Genomic DNA, 24,340 nt, shown 5'->3' with positions numbered 1-24,340 from the left:
CAGTTTTTCATCACTACGTCTCCGTTTATTTTTTTGACAAGAAATTAATTTATTGCATCAACTTATTGAGTAAATTAAATCTTGCTTCAACAATTTTATTTTTATCATATGTTGATGGATCAACTTCTAGAGGTTTTGCTAAAACTGATGCCAATTTTAACTTTTGTCTTCTTGATAAATTTTCAATATCCTTTTTATAGTAATAATCAGCAGCTTCACCTATACCATAGATGTTTTCTCCCCATTCTGAATAATTAAGATATAAATCTAGAATTCTTTCTTTATTCAAAATAAATTCCATTTCAACTGCAGCCAAGGTTTCTAGATATAAACCTAAATTATTATTGTGAGGAAACAGAAACATGCTTCTTGCTACTTTCTGAGAAATTGTACAAGATGAAGTTTCATTATTATATCCACTATGAATATTGAATAGTGGATCATCCAAACCAATAATTGCTGTACGTAGATCTAGTGGTATACTTTCTTGTGGTACATACTTAGGAGTTGTAATATTTTGGATGTTAAAATGAGACCTTGCGCACATATACATTGACAAGGAAGGATTCGCCCATTTTACATAAAAAGATCCGAAAGCGATGTAACAGAAGAATAAAAAATGAACAATTAAAGTAAGTATGGTTAATCGTTTTATAAAGGGAATAAACATGTTAGTAGATCGTTAATAGGTAATAAAATTGAAATTAGCTTTTAACCTTATGAATTATAACTACAATAAACAACGTAGTTATAACTAAAGCACACCAATAATATAATCATTACCTTTAGTTATTTGGAGTTGTTTGCTGTTAGAATACTAACATGCATACTAAAGTTCTAGTATTTCTTTATTAAATAAAAGAAAATTAATCATTTTCTTCTTCTTTTCTGATTGGAACAACAATAGACACTCTTTGCCAAATTGCCACAAGATTACATCCTTCAGGGTCTTCTTGAAGAAAAATAGAGAATTTTCTAAAGATTCTGAACGAATTCAAAGAAGGTAATTTTACTCTAAATACATCTTTAGATTTGTCATACTTAAAAGTTCCCCATTGACCAACTGCTTTATTTACAACAAATGTCCACTCTGCCGTATCTGGAATAGCATATAAAGAATAAGTTCCTGCTTCCAGTGGATGTCCTGCGATAGTTACATCTTTTGTTACAGTAATCTCTGTAGCATCATCATCACCAAAACGCCATAATTTTCGCCAAGGAACTGATACCCCAAATTTTGTATCAAAATCTGATTTCATCATTGGTCTTCCGTAAGTAACTTTTACGTAAGTTCCATCATCCATTGTATAAGTTGCTAAACCTGTTTCACTTTTTCTTGGTTTATGTTCTAATTGTTGAGCATCTACATTTGTATAAAACAGACAAATTAAAAGCAGTGATAATGTGATAATGTTTTTCATGGGTATTTATTAAATATCAAAAATGGACACTATCTAAGCGTTTGTTGTAAGATAATGTCCATTCCAAATATCGTAAAGATTTTCCTTAAAGTACTCCTTTTGTACTAGGAATTTCATTATTACCTTCCTCTATTGCGATTGCCATCCTCATTGCTTTCGCAAAAGCTTTAAAAGTTCCTTCAATAATATGGTGATCATTTTCACCTGATGTTTTAATATTTAGATTACATCCTGAAGTATCAGAGAATGATTTAAAGAAATGCGAAAACATTTCAACAGGGAAATCTCCTACTCTTTCTCTACTTAGCGGAGCATCACAAACAAACCATGGTCTTCCAGAGAAATCCAATGCCACTTGAGCTAATACTTCATCCATTGGAGCTATAAAGAAACCATATCTTGCAATTCCTCTTTTATCTCCCAAGGCTTTTTTGAAAGCTTCACCAATTGCTAATCCAGTATCTTCAATAGTATGGTGTTCATCAATATGTAAATCACCTTCTACCTCTACTTTCAAATCCACTTTTCCATGTCTTGCTACTTGATGTAACATATGATCAAAGAAGCCAATTCCTGTCGATAATTGAGATTTACCTTTTCCATCAAGATTAACTTCGATAAGAATTTTAGTCTCATTCGTAACTCTCTCAACTTTGGCTGTTCGCCCTCCACCTTTATAATTGGATAAGAAGCTATAAATTTCTTTCCAAGATGTTGTTGTTAATACAGCATTAGATTGTTTCTTATCTCCAATCAATATTCCTTTTGCTCCTAAATTTTGCGCTAATTCAATATCTGTAACTCTATCACCGATGACAAAAGAATGTTGTAAATCATAATCACCTGACATATATTTTGTCAAAAGGCCTGTTCTTGGCTTTCGTGTCGGTGCATTATCTTTTTCAAACGTTTTATCAATTAAGATATCTTCGAACTCGATGCCTTCACCTTTTAAGGTTTCTAGCATTTTATTTTGAGCAGGCCAAAAAGTATCTTCAGGAAAACTATCTGTTCCTAATCCATCTTGATTGGTCACCATGACAAGTTCATAGTCTAATTCCTCTGCAATTTTTTGTAATTGAGTAATAGCTTGAGGAACAAAAGCTAGTTTTTCTAATGAATCTACCTGATAATCTACAGGAGGTTCCACGATGATCGTTCCATCACGATCAATAAATAAAGCCTTTTTCATTGTAAAGTTTGTTGTTCGTTAGAAAGTTATTGGATGGTACCGTTTCTCCATTTTTTCACAGTATCAAACCACACACGTTTATAATCATAGGAACGCTTCAATTCATAATGTGTTCCTGTAAATTGATTTATATCTTCTAAAAAGTCAAATTCTACTTGACCATGATTGAGGTTGGATTCGTATGACCATCTAATTCCTCCATCAATATTAGAGATTTCGTCAGGAGCACCAAATATAATATATACGATTCCTCTATCTGTCTTCCACCCTTCTTTATATTCAGAATATTGTTCATTTGCTTCAGAAACTCTTTCAAAATATAATTTGATCAATCTTTTTGCATTTTCAGGAGAACCAGCGACGTTAATCCAAAAATTTTCAAATGCTTCTCTAGGTCTTGATCCACTTTTGAAAGACATCATTTCATTTTGAGTAGAAATATACACCATTGGAGGGTAAATATTTTTCATCTTTTTATACTTTGGAAAATCAGATGGCATTACTGAAAAGCCAACTCCTTCTCTTCCTGTTGTATCTGTTTGAATAAAATAAAGACCTGTATTTTTCACCTCAATAGGTTGATTTGGTGCGACAACAAAAGTAGAGTCAACTACCATCGGGTTACCTGCGTTTGCATTTTCTACCATTGGTGGAGGTGCAGGCATAAAATCCGTAGAAAAATGATAAACATAATATTCTTTAGCATTATCACCTTTTATCGTGAAGTCTTCTCCTACCTTTAAATACTTTGTCGAATTACCAAGATTGATAGAGAAATCGTTTGTACTTTGTGCTTGAAGTAAATGTATTGACAATATGCTTAGTACAACTGACATCATTACAGTAACAGTTTGTCTCATCAATTAAATGTTTTGTCTTTTTAGAATTAATTAATCTGCAGGGTTTCTTAAAGTTCACCGTTTGTTGGTCTACTTAAGTCTGATAGATATTGAGAAACATTTTTCTAAGGTATAGAAATATGCTGACTACCTCTAATTTAATGAATGTATATTAATTATGAAATAGCTATTAGTTTAGTTTCAGATGATTTATGGAAGATTATAAAAAAAAGAGTGTTAGTAAATTTCCTTACCAACACTCTCTAAATTTATTTTCTCTTCTAGATATTTGTCTTGAAAAGTTTAATAGCAATTGCTAATAAAATAATACCAAATACTTTTCGAAGAATATTAGCACCTCCTTGTCCTAATTTTTTCTGTATCCAACCAGAACTTTTTAAGACAATAAATACAAAAACAAGGTTAATAATTATTCCAAGTAAAATACTTAACGTTGAGTATTCTGATTTTAATGAAATAATTGTTGTCATTGTACCTGCACCTGCAATTAATGGAAAGGCTAATGGTACAATTGATCCGGACCCTCCTTCTTCAGATTCATTTCTAAAGAGTACGATTCCTAATATCATTTCTATACCTAAAAGAAATAATATTATTGCACCTGCTATAGCAAATGAGCTTACGTCAATTCCAAACAAACTCAATATTTGAGTTCCAACAATAAGAAAAAGAACCATAATGATTCCAGCTACAATTGTCGCTTTAGCGGATTGAATTTTCCCTTCTTTTTTCCTTAAATCAATAATAATCGGAATAGAACCAATAATATCAATTACTGAAAAAAGAATAAGTGACACTGAAGCCACATCTTTGAAGCTCACTTCTAATTCCATATTTGTATTATTTTATATTAATCTTCCATGATGAACCCTGCCGCTTTTAGATCTTCCCAATAACTAGGGTACGATTTAGCTACAACACCTGGTTCCTCGATATCTAATTCACCTAATAATGATAATGGTGCAAATGCCATTGCCATTCTATGGTCATCATAAGTATCAATTATTTGTCCTTCGATTTGGATACCTCCAGCAGGAACGATGATTTCTTCATCACCGATTACTTCAATCTCAAGACCTAATTTTTTGATTTCATTTTGAAGTGCGGCAATTCTATCCGTTTCTTTGATTCTCAAACTTTGAAGACCAATCATACGACCTTCCATTCCTAATGCAGCAACGAGAGCAACAATTGTTTGTGCTAAATCAGGGCAATGTGTAAAATCAAAATAGAATTTCTCCGCCGTTTCTGTTTTTGTCAACCGTACACCATCTTCTTCGAAAGTACTCTTTACGCCTAATTGTTTCATAATTTCAACAATGGCTTTATCACCCTGTAAAGAATCTTCTCTAAGATTCATGATTTTCACTTCTGCATTTTCTGATAAAGCTACGATGCTGTACCAATAACTTGCTCCTGACCAATCCGACTCGATCGTATAGCTTCCACTTTTATAGTTTTGTGGAGCTACAGTAATTATATTACCTGACCATGTATATTTAACCCCAAAACGCTCCATCAAGCTCAAAGTCATCATAATATAAGGTTTTGAATTGACATCACCTTCTAATTCAATCTTTAAACCCTGCGGTAGAGATGGAGCTACTAATAATAATGCAGAAATATATTGGCTACTTACATCACCTCGGATCTTTACAGTATCTGAAGTTTGTTCAAAATTTTTCACCTTGTGAGGTGGGTAACCTTCTTTATTTAAATATTCGATTTCTCCACCAATAGAACGTAAAGCATCTACAAGAATACCAATTGGTCTTTCTTGCATTCTTTCTGTTCCTGTCATGATTGTAGGACGGTTATTTGCCGTTACAAATGCTGTTAAGAAACGCATTGTAGTACCTGCATCTAAAACGTCTAACGTTTCATCATTACTATCCAACAGACGCATCATTGTTTGTGTATCTCTTGCTTGAGAGATATTATCCAATTGAATTTCTTCTTGTGCCGCTGCTTGAATAATTAATGCTCTATTACTTTCACTTTTTGAAGATACCAATGGCACTTCTAAACTTACATTTCTGTTTGGGTGATAAATTTTCATTTGTCTATTAGTGATTTTGGTTTTCAAATAATTCCATTTCAAAAAGCTGTGCTATATGCTTTTTCAGTACTACTTCTACTTCGTGCATCTCAACTTTTCGACCTAATTCCTGATCCATTGATGTTACAGCTTTATCAGAAATACCACATGGTACGATATTTCCAAAAAACTTAAGATCAGCATTTACATTAAGTGCAAAACCATGCATGGTCACCCATCTACTAGTTTTCACACCCATCGCACATATTTTCCTTGGATTAGGATCATTTTCTTCTCCAATCCATACACCTGTTAAGCCATCAATTCTTCCTGATTTGATTCCAAAATCAGCCAAAGTAAGAATGATTGCCTCTTCTAAAAATCTTAAATATTTATGTATATCCGTGAAGAAATTGTCTAGATCCAAAATAGGGTATCCTACTAACTGACCTGGACCATGATACGTAATATCTCCACCTCTATTTATTTTAAAGAACTCAACATGTTCATCTTCCAAACCTTTTTGATCAAGGAGTAAATGTTCTTCTTTTCCACTTTTCCCTAATGTGTAAACATGAGGATGTTCAACAAACAAAAGATAATTTTTTGTTTCAATTGGTTCTTCCCCTCTATCCGTTCTTTTTCTATTCTCCAACTTCGTTTTTACAATGCCATCAAACAATTCTGTCTGATAATCCCATGCTTTAGCATAAGGCATTTTTCCGATATGCTGGAATTCAACTTTTTTGTTCATATCTCACTCATTTACTGAAGTAATCTATAGCTTCAATGAAAGACAAAATTACTTCATCACGAATATTTATGCGAATTTGCACAAAAAAAACCTCTCCTTTATAAAGAAGAGGTTCATATCTACTAAAAAGTATGTATTTTTTCTAATTGGCAGACTTAATGTACGCTAAAAAGTCACCCTGAATACCTAAAGTGTTCGCTAATTTAAGCATAGCAGTAGCTTCCATCTCACTGATATACCCTTTTCTATTATTGGCATCCCAAGCAAGGCGAATATATTTTAATCTTGTCTCTGGAGGAAATTCCATCATCACATTGGAAAGATAATCTTTTGCTCTATCAAAAGCGTTGACATAATCTTCACCAATAAATTGTGTTGCCCATTCAAGTTCTTCATGACCTTGAATATTGGTCGCTGTTTCCTCCAAGATAGCTTGTTCGTCTTCATCTAAGCCATGATAATGGAATATCACAGATTTGATTAATAGATAAGCTTTTTTCTCTTCACTTGTCATTTTTTCTAATTGGAGGTTTTCGTCTAGACAAATATAACATTAATGTTAGATCAAGCAAATAAACGTTAATGATTATACAAAAAATCTCTTATTAAAATAGTTCAATAATACCCTAAAATGACAATATTGAACTAAATGATAGAGTAAAAATATATTTTCTGATTTTAAGCATAAGTATATTCTTACTCTTCACACATCATCTATTAAAAGACAATTGAAAAATAATATAATACAAAAATCATTTCACTTTCTGCATGAAATATTCAAGAGTTCTTTTTAAACCTTCTGATCTATCGATAGTTGGCTCCCAATCTAAAACTTCTTTTGCTCTAGTGATATCTGGTTGTCTTTGTTTAGGATCATCTTTAGGGAGATCTTTATAGACAATTTTTGAACCTGAGTCTGTTAGCTTAACAATTTCTTCAGCAAATTCCTTTATTGTAATTTCTTGAGGATTCCCGATGTTCACTGGATCATGATAATCTGACATTGTCAATCTGAAAATACCTTCTACTAAGTCGTCTACATAACAGAAAGATCTTGTCTGAGAACCGTCACCAAATACAGTGATATCTTCTCCTCTCAATGCTTGACTCATGAAAGCAGGTAATGCTCTACCATCATTCAGACGCATACGAGGTCCATATGTATTAAAGATTCTTACCATACCCGTATTTACTCCATGGAAAGTATGGTATCCCATAGTAATTGCCTCTTGGAAACGTTTTGCTTCATCATATACACCACGAGGACCAATCGGGTTTACATTACCCCAATAATCTTCTTTTTGTGGATGTACATTTGGATCACCATAAACTTCTGATGTTGAAGCGATCATGAATCGAGCTTTTTTTACTCTTGCTAAACCTAAAAGATTATAAGGTGCCAATGATCCAACTTTTAGCGTTTGAATTGGCATTTCAAGATAATCAATTGGGCTTGCAGGAGAGGCAAAATGAAGAATATAATCTAAATCACCGGGAACGTGTACAAACTTTGTAACATCATGGTGATAAAATTCAAAGTGCTTATTTCCAAATAAGTGTGAGATGTTATCCTCACTACCAGTAAGGAAATTATCCATTCCAACTACTTTAAATCCGTTTGCTAAAAACTTATCACATAAGTGAGAACCTAAAAAACCAGCAGCTCCAGTGATTAGTACTCTTTTCATCTTGTATCTTCTCTATTTATTAGTTTATTCTATAAAAAATCATCGATATCCCCTAATCCTTGTCTAGTTACTTCAAAATCACCATTTGTTAGATTTACTACAGTAGATAAATGGATATTTCCGAATCCACCATCAATTACCGCATCTACCAAATGACCATAATCTTCATAAATCAATTCTGGATCAGTAGGATATTCTTGAATATCATCGTCTCTTTTTAATGAAGTGGTAACTATTGGATTCCCTAACATTCTGACTAATTCTCTAGGAATATTATGATCAGGAATACGAATACCCACTTCTTTCTTTTTAGAGTCGACTAATTTAGGAACAGAATTACTTGCTTGCATAATGAAGGTAAAAGGCCCAGGTAAAGCTTTTTTCAATACCCTAAAAGCAGGCGTTTCAATATGTTTCACATAATTAGTAATGTCTGATAAGTCATAACAGATAAAAGCTAAATTCATTTTATTAGGTTTTATCCCTTTAAAACGGATTAGTTTTTTTAATGCAGCTTGATTCATTAGGTCACAACCCACACCATATACAGTGTCAGTTGGATAAATGATTAAGCCTCCTTTTTTCAAGATATTAACCACTTGATTTAAAATCCTTTCTTGAGGATTATCTGCATTAATTCTAAAAAACTCTGCCATGCTACTAAATTTATTGGTGTGAAGATACTCTATACATTTATAAATTACCTATATCTGACTGCATTCTCAACAAAAGTTTTCATTAATATTGTCAATCTGAATAAAAATTAACTTTACAAGATGGCATATATTACTATTTCGGTAAAAACGTGGTACTTAAGAAAAGAAAAAAGTAATGCGACGCATTTACAATTTCCCTTAAAAGGAAATATCATTTCTTGGCACCCATCTATCAATGAAGAATATTTAAAAGTGTATAGAGAAGTTGGTGATGCTTGGGGTTGGACAGGACGTATCTTAATGGATAAAGATAAACTTAGTAATTGGCTTAAATCTGATCAATGTCAATTGTACCTACTTAAAGTTAAAGATAAAATAGCAGGTTTTATTGAATTTGATTGCACAGACAAAGAGCATCCCGAAATTGTTTATTTTGGATTAATTTCTGATTTCATAGGTAAAAAATTAGGCTTACCTTTCCTTACTCATGCTACTCATTTAATGGAAAGTAATTCTGAATATGTTTGGTTACATACTTGTGAATATGATCATCCTTCTGCAATTAAAGTTTATGAAAAAGCTGGTTTTTCTGTATTTAAAGAATCTATAGATGAAGAACCTTATGATGAAGACTTTTTAAAAGAGTTTAAAGAAAAATATAAATCAAATTAAGGATATGAAAAAAATATGTTTTGCTACAAATAATCCTAATAAATTGAAAGAAATTCAACATCAATTAGATGGATTGTACACTGTTGTTAGCTTAAAAGAAATCGGCTGTAATGAAGAATTACCTGAAACGCAAGAAACTTTAGAAGGTAATTCTTTACAAAAAGCTCAATATGTTTGGGATCATTATAAAGTAAGTTGTTTTGCTGACGATACAGGATTAGAAGTATCAGCTTTAAACAATGAACCTGGTGTTTATTCTGCCAGGTATGCTGGACCACAGAGAGATTCTGAAGACAATATGGATCTAGTTTTAAAAAATCTAGAAGGAAAAGAGGATCGTTCAGCCAGATTTCGAACTGTTATTACTTTACTTTGGGAAGGAGAAATTGAACAGGTTGATGGCATAGCTAAAGGTACAATTATTAAAGAAAGAACAGGTGATCAAGGATTTGGTTATGATCCCATTTTTCAACCTGAAGGACATGAAAAAACTTTTGCTCAACTAACAGCTACAGAAAAAAATAATATTAGCCACAGAGGAAGAGCTGTCACCAAGTTAATTGAATTACTCAAAGATAAAGCTTAGATTTACCTAATAAGAAAATAGAATTAGGGAGGATATCACTCTTCACTCTCTGTTCATTTTCAATGTTTATCTATGTACGATTGGTAACTACTCATTTTTTAATTATGAATAAACTAACATTACATTCTGAAAAAGAATTTAAAAATTTTGGACTTGCCTTTGGTTTAGGCTTTCTCTTAGTTTCTATTTTCCCAATGCTATATGGGCTTTTCAATAGTGAAAATCCAATTAGTGGTACTACGATTGGGATGATATTTTTAAGTGTATTTAGTTCTCCTACCATTTTATTTTTAGCAATTGCATTCTTTAAAGGTTACAAAGAAAAAGCAGTTTTTTGGGTAGGATTTATGGGAATTTGGCTTAATGTGATGCTAAATACTTATCTATTGCATGGTGGTGAGGTGGTTTATCTTGAAACTATTTTTCATGCTTTGTCTAGAAAATTAGTAGCCATGATTATCACATTATTGATTCTAAGACATTTATTCAAATCACATAGTATTATTCAATTATTTGGTGGTTTTGGTTTATTAATCTTAATGGCGATTATTAGTTCTTTTGCTCAATTTAGTGAGCAATTGACAACGAATGAATTGGTAGAACAATCACTTTGGGGTGCACTATTTTATATTTTAGGACTAAGTTTAGGCTATATTTTCTTTAGTATTTTTAATGGAAAAAATGATCATGAAGGTACTGAAGCAGAAGTAACTGCTCCTGACTATAAAAGTTCTCATTTAGTGTTTTATTTCATGATTTTCTGTTTATACTTTGCTGATATTTGGATGGGGCAAACTTCTATGAGAAATGAAATGAATGTTTTATTCCAGTTATTTTTTGCTTCAATTGGTGTTGTTTATTTCACTAAGAATATCATTACAATTGGAATGGCACTTACATTACTTTCATTGATTGGAAGAATCATTGCTTTTTCGAAAGATATGAGTACAATAAATTCAGTGGGAGTTGTAATTACTTTGTTATTCTTAGCATTATTTGAATTATCAAGAAGAAGTGAAAATGGGAAAAATAATGAAAAATTAAGCGTTAAGAATTAAGAACTCATATTATTGAATAAAAAAGAGTGAAGAACAATGTATTTTCATATTATGTTCTTCACTCTTTTTTTTAACTATTCATTCGAAAAAACTAATCTTTTTCGTATTTGATTTTTATACCGTGATAAGTTTCTTCAGGTTCATAATCTTTTTGTAATGGATGACCCACCCAATCATCAGGAGAAAGAATTCTTCTTAAATCTGGATGATTTTCAAAAGTCATTCCTACCAGATCATAGGCTTCTCTCTCATGCCAATCAGCTGCTCTCCAAACTGAAGTAACACTAGGTAATTTAGGTTCATTACGATCCAAGACAACTTTTAATGTTACTTTATTTCCAAAAGGAATAGAATATAAATGATACACTACTTCCATTGTATTGGGTTTAGGACCATTATCAATTCCTGTTAAACAAGATAATGTATCAAAGTAAGTTTGCTCATTTCCATGAAGAAAAGTACAAACATTAAGTATATCTTCTGCTTTAATTACAATTTCATGTTGTGGTTGCTTCATATTCACTTCAACATCACATCCTTGAATATTTTCTGTAATTAACGCTCCTATTTCTTCAGTTGATAACATTATACAGTTTGTTTGTTTAATAGATTTTCAACAGCGGTAGGTGCCATTAAAGTTTCTTCTTTAATCTGATCTCTTAGTTTTAAAATTCCACCAATCAATGCTTCTGGTCTAGGAGGACATCCTGGAACATATACATCCACTGGGATAATTCTATCTACTCCCTTCACTACATTATAGCCATGCTCCCAATAAGGTCCTCCACAATTAGAGCAACTACCCATTGAAATTACATAACGAGGTTCTGCCATTTGTTCGAATAAACGACGAACTCTATCGGCCATTTTAAAGGTTACAGTTCCAGAAATAATCATACAATCAGACTGTCTTGGTGTTGCTCTTGGAATCACTCCAAAACGGTCCAAATCATAATTAGAAGCAAATGTACTCATCATTTCAATGGCACAACAAGCTAACCCAAAACCAAGAGGCCATAATGAAGAAAGACGAGCCCAATTGATCAAGTCATCTACTTTCGATATAATAATTTCCCCTTGACCAAAATTCTGATCCATTAAACCTTTCATAGTAATGCAGTTGAGTTTGTTAGATTAATTTTTTAGCTCAGCCAATAATTCAGCACCACCATTGGCTAAGGTTTCCTTCGCAATTTTAGTACCTGCTGCTTGAACTTCATTAGGTTCTACCGTGTAAGTATATCTTATTTGTGGTTTACCATCAGGTTGAGCTAAACCACCAGTGATATTAATTTTATTATCGTCTGTCCATGTTGCTAAACAGAAAGCAGGAATACTACAACCTCCTTGAAGTTCTTTTAAGAAAGCTCTTTCTCCACGAACACACGTTTCTGTAGCTTCATTGTTTATGGCTTGACGTACAGCTTCTTTTACTTCAGGATCTAAGGTAACCGCTGATTCGATAGCAACACATCCTTGACCGGTCGCAGGCGTAAATGAATCCAATGGAAGTTCATAGACAATCATATCATCATATTCCATTCTGTGTACACCTGCATAAGCTAGCATTAATACATCGCACAAACCATCCTTCATCTTTTGAATTCTAGTTTGTAAGTTTCCTCTAACATCTACGATTGTGGCATTAGGAAAATGACTTTTCAACATCGCCACACGACGAACAGAAGATGTACCAATTACTATCTCTGAATTTTGATCTATTTCTAATCCTTCTTTATGGCTTACAAATACATCATGGCATTCCTCTCTATCAGTGAAAGCGATTAATTCAAAATCATCACCTAAAGAAGCCTGCATATCTTTCGCACTATGTACAGCTATATCAATACCACCATTACGTAATTGATCTTCAAGTTCTTCAGTGAATACACCTTTAGAACCAATTTTTGATAATGAGCGGTCTAAAATTTTATCTCCTTTTGTTTCAATTAATACAAGTTCTGCTTTATGGTTATTATTTTCCAAAAGCTCTTTAACGTGATAAGCTTGCCAAAGTGCAAGTTTACTCTTTCTTGTACCAATTTTTATTGTTCTCTCTACCATATCTTTATCGATCTATTGATGCGAAGATAAGCACTAGGAGTATGAAATTAAAGTTTAGAGAGAGCAATAAAAGCGAATACAAAAAAAAGACATTCAATATGTATCGAATGTCTTTCCACAACTGGTTAATGTTACTGGTGTATCATGCCATATAATAGGTGACTAACCTATTATCTTTACCTAAGACAATGTTACTACATTAAACTTTTATAATGAAGCATTTCTATGAATAAAAATCATTTTCTTAGAATGTTACTATACTTTTTCACGTAAATTTCAATTTTGTTCAATTTTACCTTAAAAAGTATTAAAAACGAGATAAATTATTTATTGAAATTCGATTTTGTATATTTGCAAATGCAAATTAATGCAAGTGCTATTATATGAAACTTAAACATTTTAATCTCTCCATAGGTACTCAAATTATGAAAGCTTTAGGAGAAGAATCTAGAATACGTATTATGCATTTACTTTATGAAAATGAAGAGATGTGTATATCAGATATTGAATTAGTTTTAGACTATACCCAAACCAAAACTTCTAGGCATTTAATCTATATGAAGAATGCTGGATTATTGAATGTAAGGAAAGTAGATCAATGGTCGTTTTATTCTATAAAGGAAGAGATTTCCGGTATTATTGAGACTATTTTCAATTATATGGAAAGAGATATAACCTTAATTGAGGATCAAACCACTTACAATACTTTATTTAGCAATAGAGAATTAGCAATCAATAAGATTGAAAGAAGAAGAATGAGTCATCATTATCCGATTGGAGACTAAAAAATAATCATGAGAAAATTAAGTATGGATGAACTTAACAGAGTTAGTGCTGAAGAGTTCAAAAAACAAGATAAAAATAATATTGTCGTTGTATTAGATAATATCAGAAGTTTAAATAATGTTGGTTCAGCCTTTAGAACAGGTGATGCTTTTGCAATTGAGAAAGTTGTTTTATGTGGAATTACTGGTAAACCACCGCATAGAGATATTCATAAAACAGCATTAGGAGCTCAAGACACTGTAGAGTGGCAACATTTTGATACTACTGTTGATGCTATTCAAGCATTAAAAGAAGAAGGTTATAAAATTATTGCTGTAGAACAAGTTGAAGGTTCTACTTCACTACAAGATTTCAAAACTTCGAAAGAAGAAAAAGTAGCTCTAATTTTTGGTAATGAAGTCATGGGTGTCAGCGAAGAAGCAATCGAAGCCTCGGATATGGCATTAGAAATTCCTCAATTTGGCACAAAACACTCACTTAACGTTTCCGTTACTTTGGGAGTTGTTTTATGGCAAGTTTTACAACAAAAATTAGATTAAAAAAAACCACCTCATTTGAGATGGTTTTGCTAGTTATTAGATAAGACTAGATTATACATTTCGTATTCAAATACAATTCTTAATAATTGTAAATGCAATTTAAACAAGAATAACGGTAAAGCAATAATTGTCATTAAATTATTACAAAAAAAGCCTCATACTTTTATCAGTATGAGGCTTTTTGGTATTTATCATAAAATAATATTTATTCCCATTCAATAGTAGCGGGAGGTTTAGAACTGATATCATATACCACTCTATTCACGCCCTTAACTCTATTAATGATATTATTACTTATTTCTGCTAAGAATTCATAAGGTAAATGTACCCAATCAGCAGTCATACCATCTAAAGATGAAACTGCACGTAGAGCTACTACTTTTTCATACGTTCTTTCATCACCCATAACACCTACTGACTGCACAGGAAGCAACATTGCTCCCGCCTGCCATACATTGTCATATAAGCCATGATCTTTTAGACCTTGAATGAAAATATGATCTACATTTTGAAGTATTTCTACTTTTTCAGGAGTAACATCACCTAGAATACGGATACCTAAACCAGGACCAGGGAAAGGGTGACGTCCTAAGATTTCTTGAGGAATATCAAGTGCTTTACCTACTAATCGTACTTCATCTTTAAATAAAGTATTTAAAGGCTCAACTACTTTTAATTTCATGTAATCTGGCAATCCTCCCACATTGTGATGAGATTTAATCGTCGCAGAAGGTCCTTTGACAGATACAGATTCGATTACATCAGGATAAATTGTTCCTTGACCTAACCATTTAGCGTTTTCTACTTTTTTAGATTCCTCTTCAAAAACATCAACGAAAACTTTACCGATTGCTTTACGCTTATCTTCTGGATCTGTTTTTCCTTCTAATTCAGCATAAAACTTATCTTTTGAATTTACACCTTTTACATTAAGGCCTAAACCATGGTAAGATTTTAAAACGGATTCAAATTCATCTTTTCTAAGAAGGCCATTGTCTACGAATATACAATGTAAGTTAGGACCAATCGCCTTATGTAATAAAACGGCAGCAACTGAAGAATCAACTCCTCCTGATAAACCAAGAATTACACGGTCATCACCTAATTGCTCTTTTAATGAAGCAACAGTTGAATCGACGAATGATTCTGGCGTCCAATCTTGTTCACAACCACAAACTCCAACTACAAAATCTTGCAGCATGAATTTACCGTCAACAGAGTGTGTAACTTCAGGGTGGAATTGTAAACCAAATGTATCCTCGCCTAAAATTCTATAAGCGGCGACAGGAATACTGTTTGTACTCGCAATTACTTTGAAACTGTCAGGAAGGTTTAGGATAGTATCACCATGTGACATCCAAACTTGAGTATCGTTTGGAATTCCCTTCATCATTGGACTTGTGTGATCAATGAAGTCAAGGTTTGCACGACCGTATTCACGGTGCTCTGAACGTGCCACAGTTCCTCCATTTTGGTGAGCTAACATTTGTGCTCCAAAACACACACCTAATAAAGGCATTTTTCCTCTGATGTCTGAGACATCGAAGTTAGGTGCATCTTCTTCTAAAACTGAGTGCGGGCTTCCAGAAAGGATAACACCTTTATACTCAGAATGATCAATCTTTGGTTCGTGATTGAAAGGGAAAATCTCACAATATACATTGAGCTCTCTAATGCGTCTCGCAATCAGCTGAGTGTATTGTGAACCAAAGTCGTAAATAAGGATCTTGTCCATAACAAAGGTTATATTCAGAGATTAATTAAGATGCACGCAAAGATGCTGCTTTTTATTTAAAAAGTAATATTAATCCCTTATTAAATGGTGTTTTTTTTTAAATTGATTCTTCAATCTATTTTTTACTATTCATTGCAGGCTAATATGTTTCTACAAACTTCAATATTTAGACTAATATTTATTTGTTTATTGTTTTTCCAATCAAGCTTTTCATTCGCTCAAGGGCTTTACAAACAGGGAGAAATAACTTATAAATCAGGTGAAAAAGCTACTGTATATATCCAATATAGAAATTGGGAAATTAATCCTTCAATTATTAAAATAAAAAAAGAGAAGGATGGGCCTGTTCAAAAAATATCAGCACTACAAATACAATCATTTACTGTTGATCATCACCTTTATTATGGTGCAGTAGTTACAGAAGAAACTTCACCATGGCAATTTGAAAAGATGCATGATCATCCCTATTTAGAAACAAAATTAGATACTGTATTTCTAGAAGTCATATATGACGGAAATAAAGTCCTTTTATCTAAAAAAAGTAAAGAAGGAAGAGTCAATTATTACATTAAAGAGGGGGAAGCATTTACTCTTCTAAAACAAAAAAAGTACATTAAAAAGAATTACAAAGGGGATCGTCTTGTATTAGAAACAAAAGAGTATATCTCTCAATTGAATGAGTATCTATCCGACTGTAAAACTATTTTCAAACAATTAAGTAAGACTAAATATACTAAAAGTAGCTTATTCAAGCTCTTTAAATATTATTATAGCAATACAAATAATAATGAGATTAAAGAGAATTCTAGAAATGAAAAAGTCTTTACTCAATTGAGTATTAGTGGAGGTATGAGTTTTACTTCATTAAATTTTAGTGGAAGTTTCAAAAAGCATATTTATGATAGTGATTTTTCAAACTCTTTGACCCCAACATTTGGTTTGGAATTAGATATTGTATTTCCAAAAAACAATGAAAAATGGGCTATCTCGAATCATTTATATTTTGATTCCTATTCTGTAGAATCAGATTACCTTCTAAAAGAACACGATAACAAATATACTTCTTATTCAAACTCTATTTCTTATTCATATATTAGCTATAACTTATTATTGAAACATAAATTTTTAATTAGTGAAACTTCTAATATATTTCTAGAAGTAGGTCCATATATTGGCCTTGTTATAAATGCTGATCAAAAAACTAGCTCTCGTCAAGTTCTTTTTGAAGAGCAAAGAAAATATGAAAATGATGCTTTAGAAGACATTTCCTCATCTGAAAATGGTGTATCTGTAGGTATTGGTTTTCAACAGAATAGATTTTCATTAGGAACAAAATTTATTGTTACTAATGGGATGTCTAAATATGTATCATTAAGCTCGATTGTTATGAGATCACAGCTATTATTAAGGTATCAATTAACCTCTACAAAATAGTAATATGTAGAATAGGTCAGTGATTATGAAAGGGTTCATCTTGATAAAATAAGATGAATCCTTTCATATTTTTTGATGTAAAATATTCAATTGATGATTTAGAAATAGATATAGATAATGGAAAGTTAATTGATATCTTTAAAAAAGTAATCAAAAAAAGAGGCAACCAAATTTGGTTGCCTCTCATTGTATTATAAGGTTAGGAAGGATTAGTTAACATCCCACCATACTTTATCGTCAATGTTATTAGCTGGTACATTATCACTGTTAAGTCCTTCTTCAGTGTTTGGATAGAAACCTCTTGTAGGAATTTCAGATGTAAATGCTTCAGCAGGAACAGATAATTGAGGATAATCTAAACGTCTCCACTCAGACCAAGCTTCAACACCTTGTCCATATAATGCACGGTATTTTGCTTCACCAATTGACATTTTCCAATTAGAAGCGTCATAAGTATAAGAAGCTAAGTAAGCATCTCTATCTGCAGCAGCAACACCCCAGAAATCCATAGATGCACCAATTGCTTCTTTTACAGCAGTCTCAGCATCTCCTGAAACAATTCCTCTTGCAATAGCTTCAGCCTCGATGAATTTCAATTCAGAGAATGACATTAAAACTGCAGGTTGTTGCATAGATCTAACACCTGGAAGATCTGGAGATTCTTTTGTTGCACCAGATGGTCTAGAAGTACCATTACCTTGTGACATTTCTAAAGAAGCACCATCAGTCAAACCATAAGTAAGACCTTTATAGATTCCATCTTTGTTTACAGATGCAAACATTGGTAAACGAGGATCATTATCAGCTGCTAACGCATCAACAAAGTACTCTGAAACAGAGTAATCATCACGATTATCTTGTGTTACGTTGAACCATAATGGATTTGATAACTGAATTTGAGCATCAAATACCAACAATGCGTTATCACCATTAGAAGTAAATTGATCAGCAGCAGATAATGCTTCTTGCAATTTAGCTGAAGCACCAGCGTTAGCATCTATCATACGGATAGCAATCTTAGCTTTTAAAGCATTTGCAAACTTTTTCCAAGCTACAAGATCATTACCAAATACGATATCACCACCATTGAATGCATTATGAGATTCATCAATCATTCCGATAGCAGTATCAAGTTGATCAATTAAGTCACTATAAATAGCTTCTTGTGAATCATATGCTGGAGCAGGGAACTCATCAGGATTTAAAGCTTGAGAGTATGGTACATCACCCCATACATCAGTTACAATTTGGAAAGCGTGAGTTTTTAAAATCTTCACGATAGCCAATTTGTTTTGTTTTTCTTTTTCAAGAACATCTGTTGGTGCTTCTGTAGCATTTAATAAACGCTCAACCTCAGTGAAATCTTTTAAAGAATTTGCATAGTAGCTATTCCAAGATGCACCGAAGTACTGTTTGTCGTGCTGGTAACGTGACTCAGAAGCATATTGGTTTTGACCCCAATATTGTACTAATAACATACCCCATTCAGCATTCATTGCTGTACCCCAAGTTCTTGTTGCCATAGCATATTCAGCTTGAGCTAATAAGCCTTCTACAGGTACCTCAGTTGGGTTGTTAGGATCGACGTTCATTTCTTCGAACCCTTTGTCGCAAGATGTCATCCCAAGGACAGCAGCTGCAGACAATGTATATAATAATTTTCTCATTTGAATTCTTTGTTAATTATGATAATGAATCATTACAGTTTGAAGCTCAAGTTAAACGAGAACGAACGAGTCGCTGGAGTTTGAGCGTTTTCTAAACCTTGGATGTTAGAAGTTGAAGTTACCGCTTGTGGATCTAAGTAAGGGATATCAGAGTAAATTAACCAAAGGTTACGACCTGAGATAGTTAAGTTTACATCTCTGAAAGGAGTCTTAGATAATAATTTGTTTGGTAATTGGTAACCAATTGAAGCTTCACGAAGTTTCACATAAGATGCATCAAATACGTTTGGTGCAGCCATGTTCCAGTATGATTGGTAGTATTGTTGAGCTGGGATAGCAGTAGTGTTAGGCTCACCTGATTCAGTTACACCATCGAATACGATACCGTTTTCACGAACACCACCTTCAGCAGTTTCTGGCAATAAACCAGAGTACTTCGCCCATTGTAATGAAGTTGAGTGCATTTTACCACCCATTTGGGCATCGATAAGAACTGAAGCAGTAACTCCTTTGAATGAGAAAGTGTTACGGATACCACCAGTCCAATCTGGCATTACTGAACCTAAGAATACTCTATCGTCAGTGAATAATGGAGCACCGTTAGCACCGATAACCATTTTACCGTCCTCATTATATACATAGTCATTACCATAGATTGACATGTAAGGGTCATTTTCTTTGATTCTTAAGTCTGCAGCCCAAGTATTACCCATACCGATGTAAGGTAAGTTTGGAGCTAATTCAACAACTTTATTGTTGATTTTCGCATAGTTTACAGCTACATCCCATCTGAAACCTGAAGCAGTTTGAATTGGAGTACCAGTTACCATTAATTCAACACCATTGTTGTTCATGATACCAGCGTTAAGTGCTCTTGAAGTATAACCTGTAGTTGCAGATACTTCAACGTTTACGTTTTGATCAACAGTATTTCTGTCGAAGTAAGCAATATCAATTCCTAAACGACCGTTGAAGAAACGCATATCTAAACCAAATTCGATTTCTGATGTAGTTTCAGGTACTAAGTTTGGATTGTTTCTACCGTTAGGTACAGTATATCTTTGATTTCCAGCAAATGCAGGAGTAATTGGAGTGTATACGTCATATAAAGAGTATGCAGCAGCACCTGCAGCAGATTGACCATAAGAAGCTCTAATTTTAGCAAAAGAGATAACTTCTGAGTTTTGTAATGCTGGTAATTCAGAGAAGATAAATGAAGTACTGATACCTGGATATAATTGGCTATTATTTTCAGTAGGTAAAGTTGAGAACCAGTCATTTCTGATTGAACCTTCTACGAAAATCATATCCTTATAACCTACTGAACCATTGAAGAATAATGAGTTGATACCCATTTCTCTTTGGTAAGTACTTGTTGTCGCTGGAGAGGCAGAGTTGTTTACATTCCAATATCCATCTAATGGTAAACCACCTTCAGTACCTGTAGAAGTAAAGCTGTAGCTGTTCTTCATCATGTTACCACCAATGATAGCATTCACAGAGAATTCACCGAAACGGTTGTCATACATGATACGACCTTCAAAGTTATCTTCAGCTTGAGTTCTTACTGTTTCAGAGTAGTTAGAAATATCCACACCACCTGGACGACGACCTTCGAAGAAAGTATGAGTATATCTATCTGTTGAAGCACGACCTACTACTTTTAAACCTTTAGCAATATCATATTCTAAAGTCATGTTACCCATAATACGGTCACGAGTATCACCTTGTACATTTTCGTAACGTACCCAATAAGGGTTATCAAAATAGTTAGGAGATAAATCAGTAGGGCTATTGATGTTCCAAGTTCTTTGAGAACCATCAGCAGACTTATAGTTTTTCAAACGATCAAAGTCTAATTGCGTTTGCCACCACTGAGTGAAACCTTGCATTACGTTGTTATTATCATAACCTGTAGCTGTTCTACCACTTGCATCTTGATTGATGTATGAAGCAGAAAGTGATGCTTTTAACTTATCAGATAAGTTGTAGTTAGCATTGATTGAGAAAGTATTTTTCTTTAACTCAGAGTTAGGAAGAATACCTGTAGTGTTATTGTTAGTATAACCTAAACGGAAAGCACCTTTGTCGTTACCACCTGATAATGCAACACTATTATTGAATGTTTTACCAGTTTCGAAGAAATCTTCGTATCCACTATTTGGAGCAACCCAAGCACGAGTTTTACCATAGTTTTCAGTATCGTTTGGATCGAATGAATCCCAGTGTCTAACCATTAAGTTAGGATCATACTTTGGACCCCAAGAACCATCAAGAGCATAGAAAGGACCAACAACACCATTTCCATAGTCCCACATTTGATCAGATGAGTTAGGGTTGATTTGTCCACCACCATAAATCTTTTGGTGTTCCATTAAGTTCACAGCATTTTCGATAGTAACACCAGTGTTAACTTGAACACCTAAACCTTGGTTTCTTTTACCTGATTTAGTTTTGATGATGATTACACCGTTTGCACCACGTGCACCATATAAAGCTGATGCTGAAGCACCTTTTAATACTGACATTGACTCAATATCCTCAGGGTTGATATCTGAAGCAGCGTTACCGTAGTCATACGCACCTCCACCGAAACCACGAGCTTGAGCACTTGAAGCGTAGTTAGAGTTGTCAATTGGCTGACCGTCTACTACGAATAATGGTTGGTTGTTACCTAAGAAAGAGTTCACACCACGAATAGTGATACGTGATGAACCACCTAAGTTACCAGCAGTACCTTGAATTTGTACACCTGCGATTTGCCCTTGTAAAGCGTTTACTAAGTTAGACTCTCTTGATTGTACTAACTCCTCGCCGTTTACTGCTTGCATCGCATAACCTACAGCTCTTTCAGATCTTTCAACACCTAAAGCTGTTACAACAACTTCATCTAGTTGCTCGATATCTTCTTCTAGTGAGATTGAGATTGATGATTGGCTTCCAACAACAACTTCTTGTGCTTTGTAACCAACTAATTTAAAAACAAGAATTGGATTTTCTCCTGTAGCCATTAGACGATAAGCACCGTCTATTCCTGTTACTGTACCTTGAGTAGTACCTTTAACTACAACTGCAACACCTGGTAAAGTCTCCCCGGCAGGATCTTTTACGACACCAGATATTGTTCTCTCTTGTGCTAATGCAGCAAATGCTACTGTAAGCATAAGAGACACTAATAATAGTGCTCTTTTCATGATAAAAATAATTGAATTGGAACTTAAAGTTTAGCCCTAGACCTAGATTGTAATGTCTAAAAAGTTGGACTTAAAATTACCTTGATGAATAAAATAATGGTAAATAAAAAATTAGTAGAAACTAACTGAGATTGATTTTGAAATTAGAAAGTATTCGTTTAATCATAGTGAAATAAAAAAATGTTTAAAAATAAATTGAATGTTATAGTAGCGGCTTATTTAAAAGCTTGTCTTTGTTTTTTTTTGTATAATGCTAATTTAAAACATTAAGTTGTTAATTCTAAATAAATGTTATTTAAATATTTAGCTTCCTTAACAATTAACTATGGATAGTACTATAGTTTTATTCAAATAGTGCAATTATTGATAGATAAAACACATTGAAATATTAAAAAAGTGCAATTTTAAAAAATGTGAAAAAAAAATTAAATTTTATTACAATCTATTCTCTGTGTTATATAAATAAAAAAAAGCAGTTACAACGTAACTGCTTTTTCTTTATATTAAATTCAAAGGTTAATCATTAATTCTGAACCATATTTGGATTTGCATCCATTTCAGCTCTTGGAATCTCTAAGATCCAACCATCTTCATTTACCTCTTTTTCCATTACTAAGGCAAAACCAGGGTTATGTCCACCATTCGTTCTGTCTAGTCTTTCTTTCTTTCTTAAAAGGTCAAATAAACGATGTCCTTCACCCCAAAGTTCTACTCTTCTTTGGAAAGAGATTTCATCTTGTAAAGCAGCTCCTGTAAGTGCAGTAACATCATGTGTTAAATCTCTTACAGATACTAACTCTTGTAATGTTGTAGCAGCATCACTGTCTTGACCTAACATAGCTTGTGCTTCAGCTTCGATCAATACCATTTCTTCTGCTCTCATTAATACATAATCAGCTGCCCAAGTTGATGGAGTAGCCATTCTGTATTTGTAGTTCATGTAAGGATATGCTGCAAATCCATTTGTAGGATCTACATTAGCAGGATCTAAAATATATTGTTTACGAACGTCAGTTGCATTTAAACGATCAAATAATTGCTTATTGATACATTTCTGCATACCTAAACCAGCATAACCATACGCTGTGTTATCAATATGAGAGAAGTAAGAAGCATAGATAGTACTTTGATCACCAATCACTTGAAGACCCCATAACCAACCATTACCTCTGTCTGCTACACTAAATCCTTCCGCATAAGCACCTGAAGACGCTAAAGGTACACCAGCTCTAGCTTTTGATGCGTAATCAGCAGCTTTAGACCAGTCATTCATTACTAATGCAACTCTTGCAGTTAAACCGTTTACGATATTAGCATCAATAAATGAACTATGCTCTTGTGAGTAATTTACTTGCTCAAATAATCCTTCAGCTGATGATAAATCTGCTAAGATTTGATCATAAACTTCTTGAACAGTTGCTCTTGCTAATGGAGGAGTATCAGGAGTAGATGGCTCTAAGTATAAAGGTACACCTAAAGCTGTCTCGTTACCAACATAAGTATGTTGGTACATTTGTACTAAGTTGAAGTAGAAGTAAGCTCTCAAAGCTAAAGCTTGAGCTTTAACAATTGATTTCTCATCTTCAGTACCAGAAACTCCGTCAATATTTGCAATTAATACGTTTGCATTTGCAATATTTTCATAATAGTAGCTCCATACAAAAGCAGTTCTACCATCAGTTTCTTTATAGTCGTTCCATCTGTAGTCATTGTTGAACCAACCATATCCAATTGTCATGTTATAGAAGTCATCACCTCTTAAATCTAAAGACAATTTGATAGCCATTTCACCAAATGAATCGTGTCTTGAAGTTTGCGTAACATACATGTTTCTGTAGATACCGTTTAACGCTACTTCTGCACCTTCTACTGTTTGGAATAATGATCCTACTGAAATGTCGCCTGTAGGTTGCACCTCTAATTGATCTGAACAACTAGATGACAATGCACCAGCTAAGGCTAATATGCTTAAAAATTTATTTAGTTTCATGTTTTT

23 protein-coding genes are annotated in these 24,340 nt (G+C 33.3%); 6 read left to right on the top strand and 17 right to left on the bottom strand.

Annotation, left to right across the window (positions count from 1 at the left end):
- Nucleotides 1-49: 49 nt before the first annotated feature.
- The 10 genes from ACXAHM_RS20110 to ACXAHM_RS20065 all read right to left on the bottom strand — a co-directional run bounded on the left by ACXAHM_RS20110 (nt 50) and on the right by ACXAHM_RS20065 (nt 8,609).
- Complete coding sequence (locus ACXAHM_RS20110) at nt 50-547, bottom strand: transglycosylase domain-containing protein (protein ID WP_474963837.1); 498 nt, start codon at nt 545-547, stop codon at nt 50-52.
- 319 nt (nt 548-866) lie between these two features.
- Complete coding sequence (locus ACXAHM_RS20105; protein ID WP_474963834.1) at nt 867-1,421, bottom strand: DUF2911 domain-containing protein; 555 nt, start codon at nt 1,419-1,421, stop codon at nt 867-869.
- Nucleotides 1,422-1,506: 85 nt separating this feature from the next.
- Nucleotides 1,507-2,613: a bifunctional histidinol-phosphatase/imidazoleglycerol-phosphate dehydratase HisB gene (gene hisB / locus ACXAHM_RS20100; RefSeq protein ID WP_474963832.1), complete on the bottom strand. Its 1,107-nt coding sequence runs from the start codon at nt 2,611-2,613 to the stop codon at nt 1,507-1,509.
- Between the two features lie 26 nt (nt 2,614-2,639).
- Entirely contained in the window at nt 2,640-3,473 is an 834-nt protein-coding gene (locus ACXAHM_RS20095; protein ID WP_474963830.1) for a GWxTD domain-containing protein, read from the bottom strand.
- 260 nt (nt 3,474-3,733) lie between these two features.
- Complete coding sequence (locus ACXAHM_RS20090) at nt 3,734-4,306, bottom strand: MarC family protein (protein WP_474963827.1); 573 nt, start codon at nt 4,304-4,306, stop codon at nt 3,734-3,736.
- 17 nt (nt 4,307-4,323) lie between these two features.
- Entirely contained in the window at nt 4,324-5,532 is a 1,209-nt protein-coding gene (aroA, locus tag ACXAHM_RS20085) for a 3-phosphoshikimate 1-carboxyvinyltransferase (protein WP_474963823.1), read from the bottom strand.
- Between the two features lie 7 nt (nt 5,533-5,539).
- Nucleotides 5,540-6,265 carry a lipoyl(octanoyl) transferase LipB gene (gene lipB / locus ACXAHM_RS20080; RefSeq protein WP_474963819.1) on the bottom strand — a complete coding sequence of 242 codons (726 nt, stop codon included), beginning with the start codon at nt 6,263-6,265 and terminating at the stop codon, nt 5,540-5,542.
- A gap of 142 nt (nt 6,266-6,407) precedes the next feature.
- Nucleotides 6,408-6,779, bottom strand: coding sequence for a hypothetical protein (locus ACXAHM_RS20075; RefSeq protein ID WP_474963815.1), 372 nt, complete (start codon nt 6,777-6,779; stop codon nt 6,408-6,410).
- Between the two features lie 238 nt (nt 6,780-7,017).
- Nucleotides 7,018-7,953: a UDP-glucuronic acid decarboxylase family protein gene (locus ACXAHM_RS20070; protein ID WP_474963812.1), complete on the bottom strand. Its 936-nt coding sequence runs from the start codon at nt 7,951-7,953 to the stop codon at nt 7,018-7,020.
- A 29-nt stretch (nt 7,954-7,982) separates the two neighbouring features.
- Nucleotides 7,983-8,609, bottom strand: a complete 627-nt coding sequence (locus ACXAHM_RS20065; protein ID WP_474963809.1) for an L-threonylcarbamoyladenylate synthase — start codon at nt 8,607-8,609, stop codon at nt 7,983-7,985.
- Nucleotides 8,610-8,729: 120 nt separating this feature from the next.
- Between ACXAHM_RS20065 and ACXAHM_RS20060 the strand changes: the two genes are divergently transcribed.
- From ACXAHM_RS20060 to ACXAHM_RS20050, 3 genes are all read left to right on the top strand, one after another.
- Complete coding sequence (locus ACXAHM_RS20060) at nt 8,730-9,281, top strand: GNAT family N-acetyltransferase (RefSeq protein WP_474963807.1); 552 nt, start codon at nt 8,730-8,732, stop codon at nt 9,279-9,281.
- A gap of 4 nt (nt 9,282-9,285) precedes the next feature.
- Nucleotides 9,286-9,867, top strand: coding sequence for a non-canonical purine NTP diphosphatase (locus ACXAHM_RS20055; protein WP_474963805.1), 582 nt, complete (start codon nt 9,286-9,288; stop codon nt 9,865-9,867).
- A gap of 104 nt (nt 9,868-9,971) precedes the next feature.
- Nucleotides 9,972-10,925, top strand: a complete 954-nt coding sequence (locus ACXAHM_RS20050) for a hypothetical protein (RefSeq protein ID WP_474963803.1) — start codon at nt 9,972-9,974, stop codon at nt 10,923-10,925.
- 91 nt (nt 10,926-11,016) lie between these two features.
- Here ACXAHM_RS20050 and ACXAHM_RS20045 read toward each other — a convergent pair whose 3' ends face one another.
- The 3 genes from ACXAHM_RS20045 to hemC are packed head-to-tail and all read right to left on the bottom strand — an operon-like array spanning nt 11,017 to nt 12,989.
- On the bottom strand, nt 11,017-11,511 hold the full coding sequence (locus ACXAHM_RS20045; RefSeq protein WP_474963801.1) for an NADH-quinone oxidoreductase subunit C: 495 nt from the start codon (nt 11,509-11,511) through the stop codon (nt 11,017-11,019).
- A complete protein-coding gene (nuoB, locus tag ACXAHM_RS20040) occupies nt 11,511-12,035 on the bottom strand; it encodes an NADH-quinone oxidoreductase subunit NuoB (RefSeq protein ID WP_474963798.1) in 525 nt (174 codons plus the stop codon). Before nuoB ends, ACXAHM_RS20045 begins: the two co-directional genes overlap by 1 nt.
- Before the next feature lie 24 nt (nt 12,036-12,059).
- A complete protein-coding gene (hemC, locus tag ACXAHM_RS20035) occupies nt 12,060-12,989 on the bottom strand; it encodes a hydroxymethylbilane synthase (RefSeq protein ID WP_474963793.1) in 930 nt (309 codons plus the stop codon).
- A gap of 383 nt (nt 12,990-13,372) precedes the next feature.
- On the opposite strand from hemC, the gene ACXAHM_RS20030 reads away from it, so the two are divergent.
- The gene (locus ACXAHM_RS20030; RefSeq protein WP_474963789.1) at nt 13,373-13,774 is read left to right on the top strand and encodes an ArsR/SmtB family transcription factor; all 402 of its coding nucleotides are present in this window, start codon (nt 13,373-13,375) and stop codon (nt 13,772-13,774) included.
- 9 nt (nt 13,775-13,783) lie between these two features.
- Nucleotides 13,784-14,314: an RNA methyltransferase gene (locus tag ACXAHM_RS20025; protein WP_474963785.1), complete on the top strand. Its 531-nt coding sequence runs from the start codon at nt 13,784-13,786 to the stop codon at nt 14,312-14,314.
- Between the two features lie 205 nt (nt 14,315-14,519).
- Here the strand turns inward: ACXAHM_RS20025 and guaA are convergent, their stop codons facing one another.
- Entirely contained in the window at nt 14,520-16,049 is a 1,530-nt protein-coding gene (gene guaA, locus ACXAHM_RS20020; protein ID WP_474963781.1) for a glutamine-hydrolyzing GMP synthase, read from the bottom strand.
- Nucleotides 16,050-16,238: 189 nt separating this feature from the next.
- On the opposite strand from guaA, the gene ACXAHM_RS20015 reads away from it, so the two are divergent.
- On the top strand, nt 16,239-17,483 hold the full coding sequence (locus ACXAHM_RS20015) for a hypothetical protein (RefSeq protein ID WP_474963777.1): 1,245 nt from the start codon (nt 16,239-16,241) through the stop codon (nt 17,481-17,483).
- Nucleotides 17,484-17,692: 209 nt separating this feature from the next.
- Here ACXAHM_RS20015 and ACXAHM_RS20010 read toward each other — a convergent pair whose 3' ends face one another.
- From ACXAHM_RS20010 to ACXAHM_RS20000, 3 genes are all read right to left on the bottom strand, one after another.
- Complete coding sequence (locus ACXAHM_RS20010) at nt 17,693-19,150, bottom strand: SusD/RagB family nutrient-binding outer membrane lipoprotein (protein WP_474963772.1); 1,458 nt, start codon at nt 19,148-19,150, stop codon at nt 17,693-17,695.
- Nucleotides 19,151-19,182: 32 nt separating this feature from the next.
- Entirely contained in the window at nt 19,183-22,344 is a 3,162-nt protein-coding gene (locus tag ACXAHM_RS20005) for a SusC/RagA family TonB-linked outer membrane protein (RefSeq protein WP_474963770.1), read from the bottom strand.
- A 523-nt stretch (nt 22,345-22,867) separates the two neighbouring features.
- On the bottom strand, nt 22,868-24,334 hold the full coding sequence (locus ACXAHM_RS20000; protein ID WP_474963767.1) for a RagB/SusD family nutrient uptake outer membrane protein: 1,467 nt from the start codon (nt 24,332-24,334) through the stop codon (nt 22,868-22,870).
- Nucleotides 24,335-24,340 lie beyond the last annotated feature (6 nt).

It is taken from the genome of Flammeovirga sp. AWQ4_249 (genome assembly GCF_056161045.1).
The sequence above is the reverse complement of the archived record's forward strand: the minus strand, read 5'-3'. Positions and strand labels throughout refer to the sequence as shown.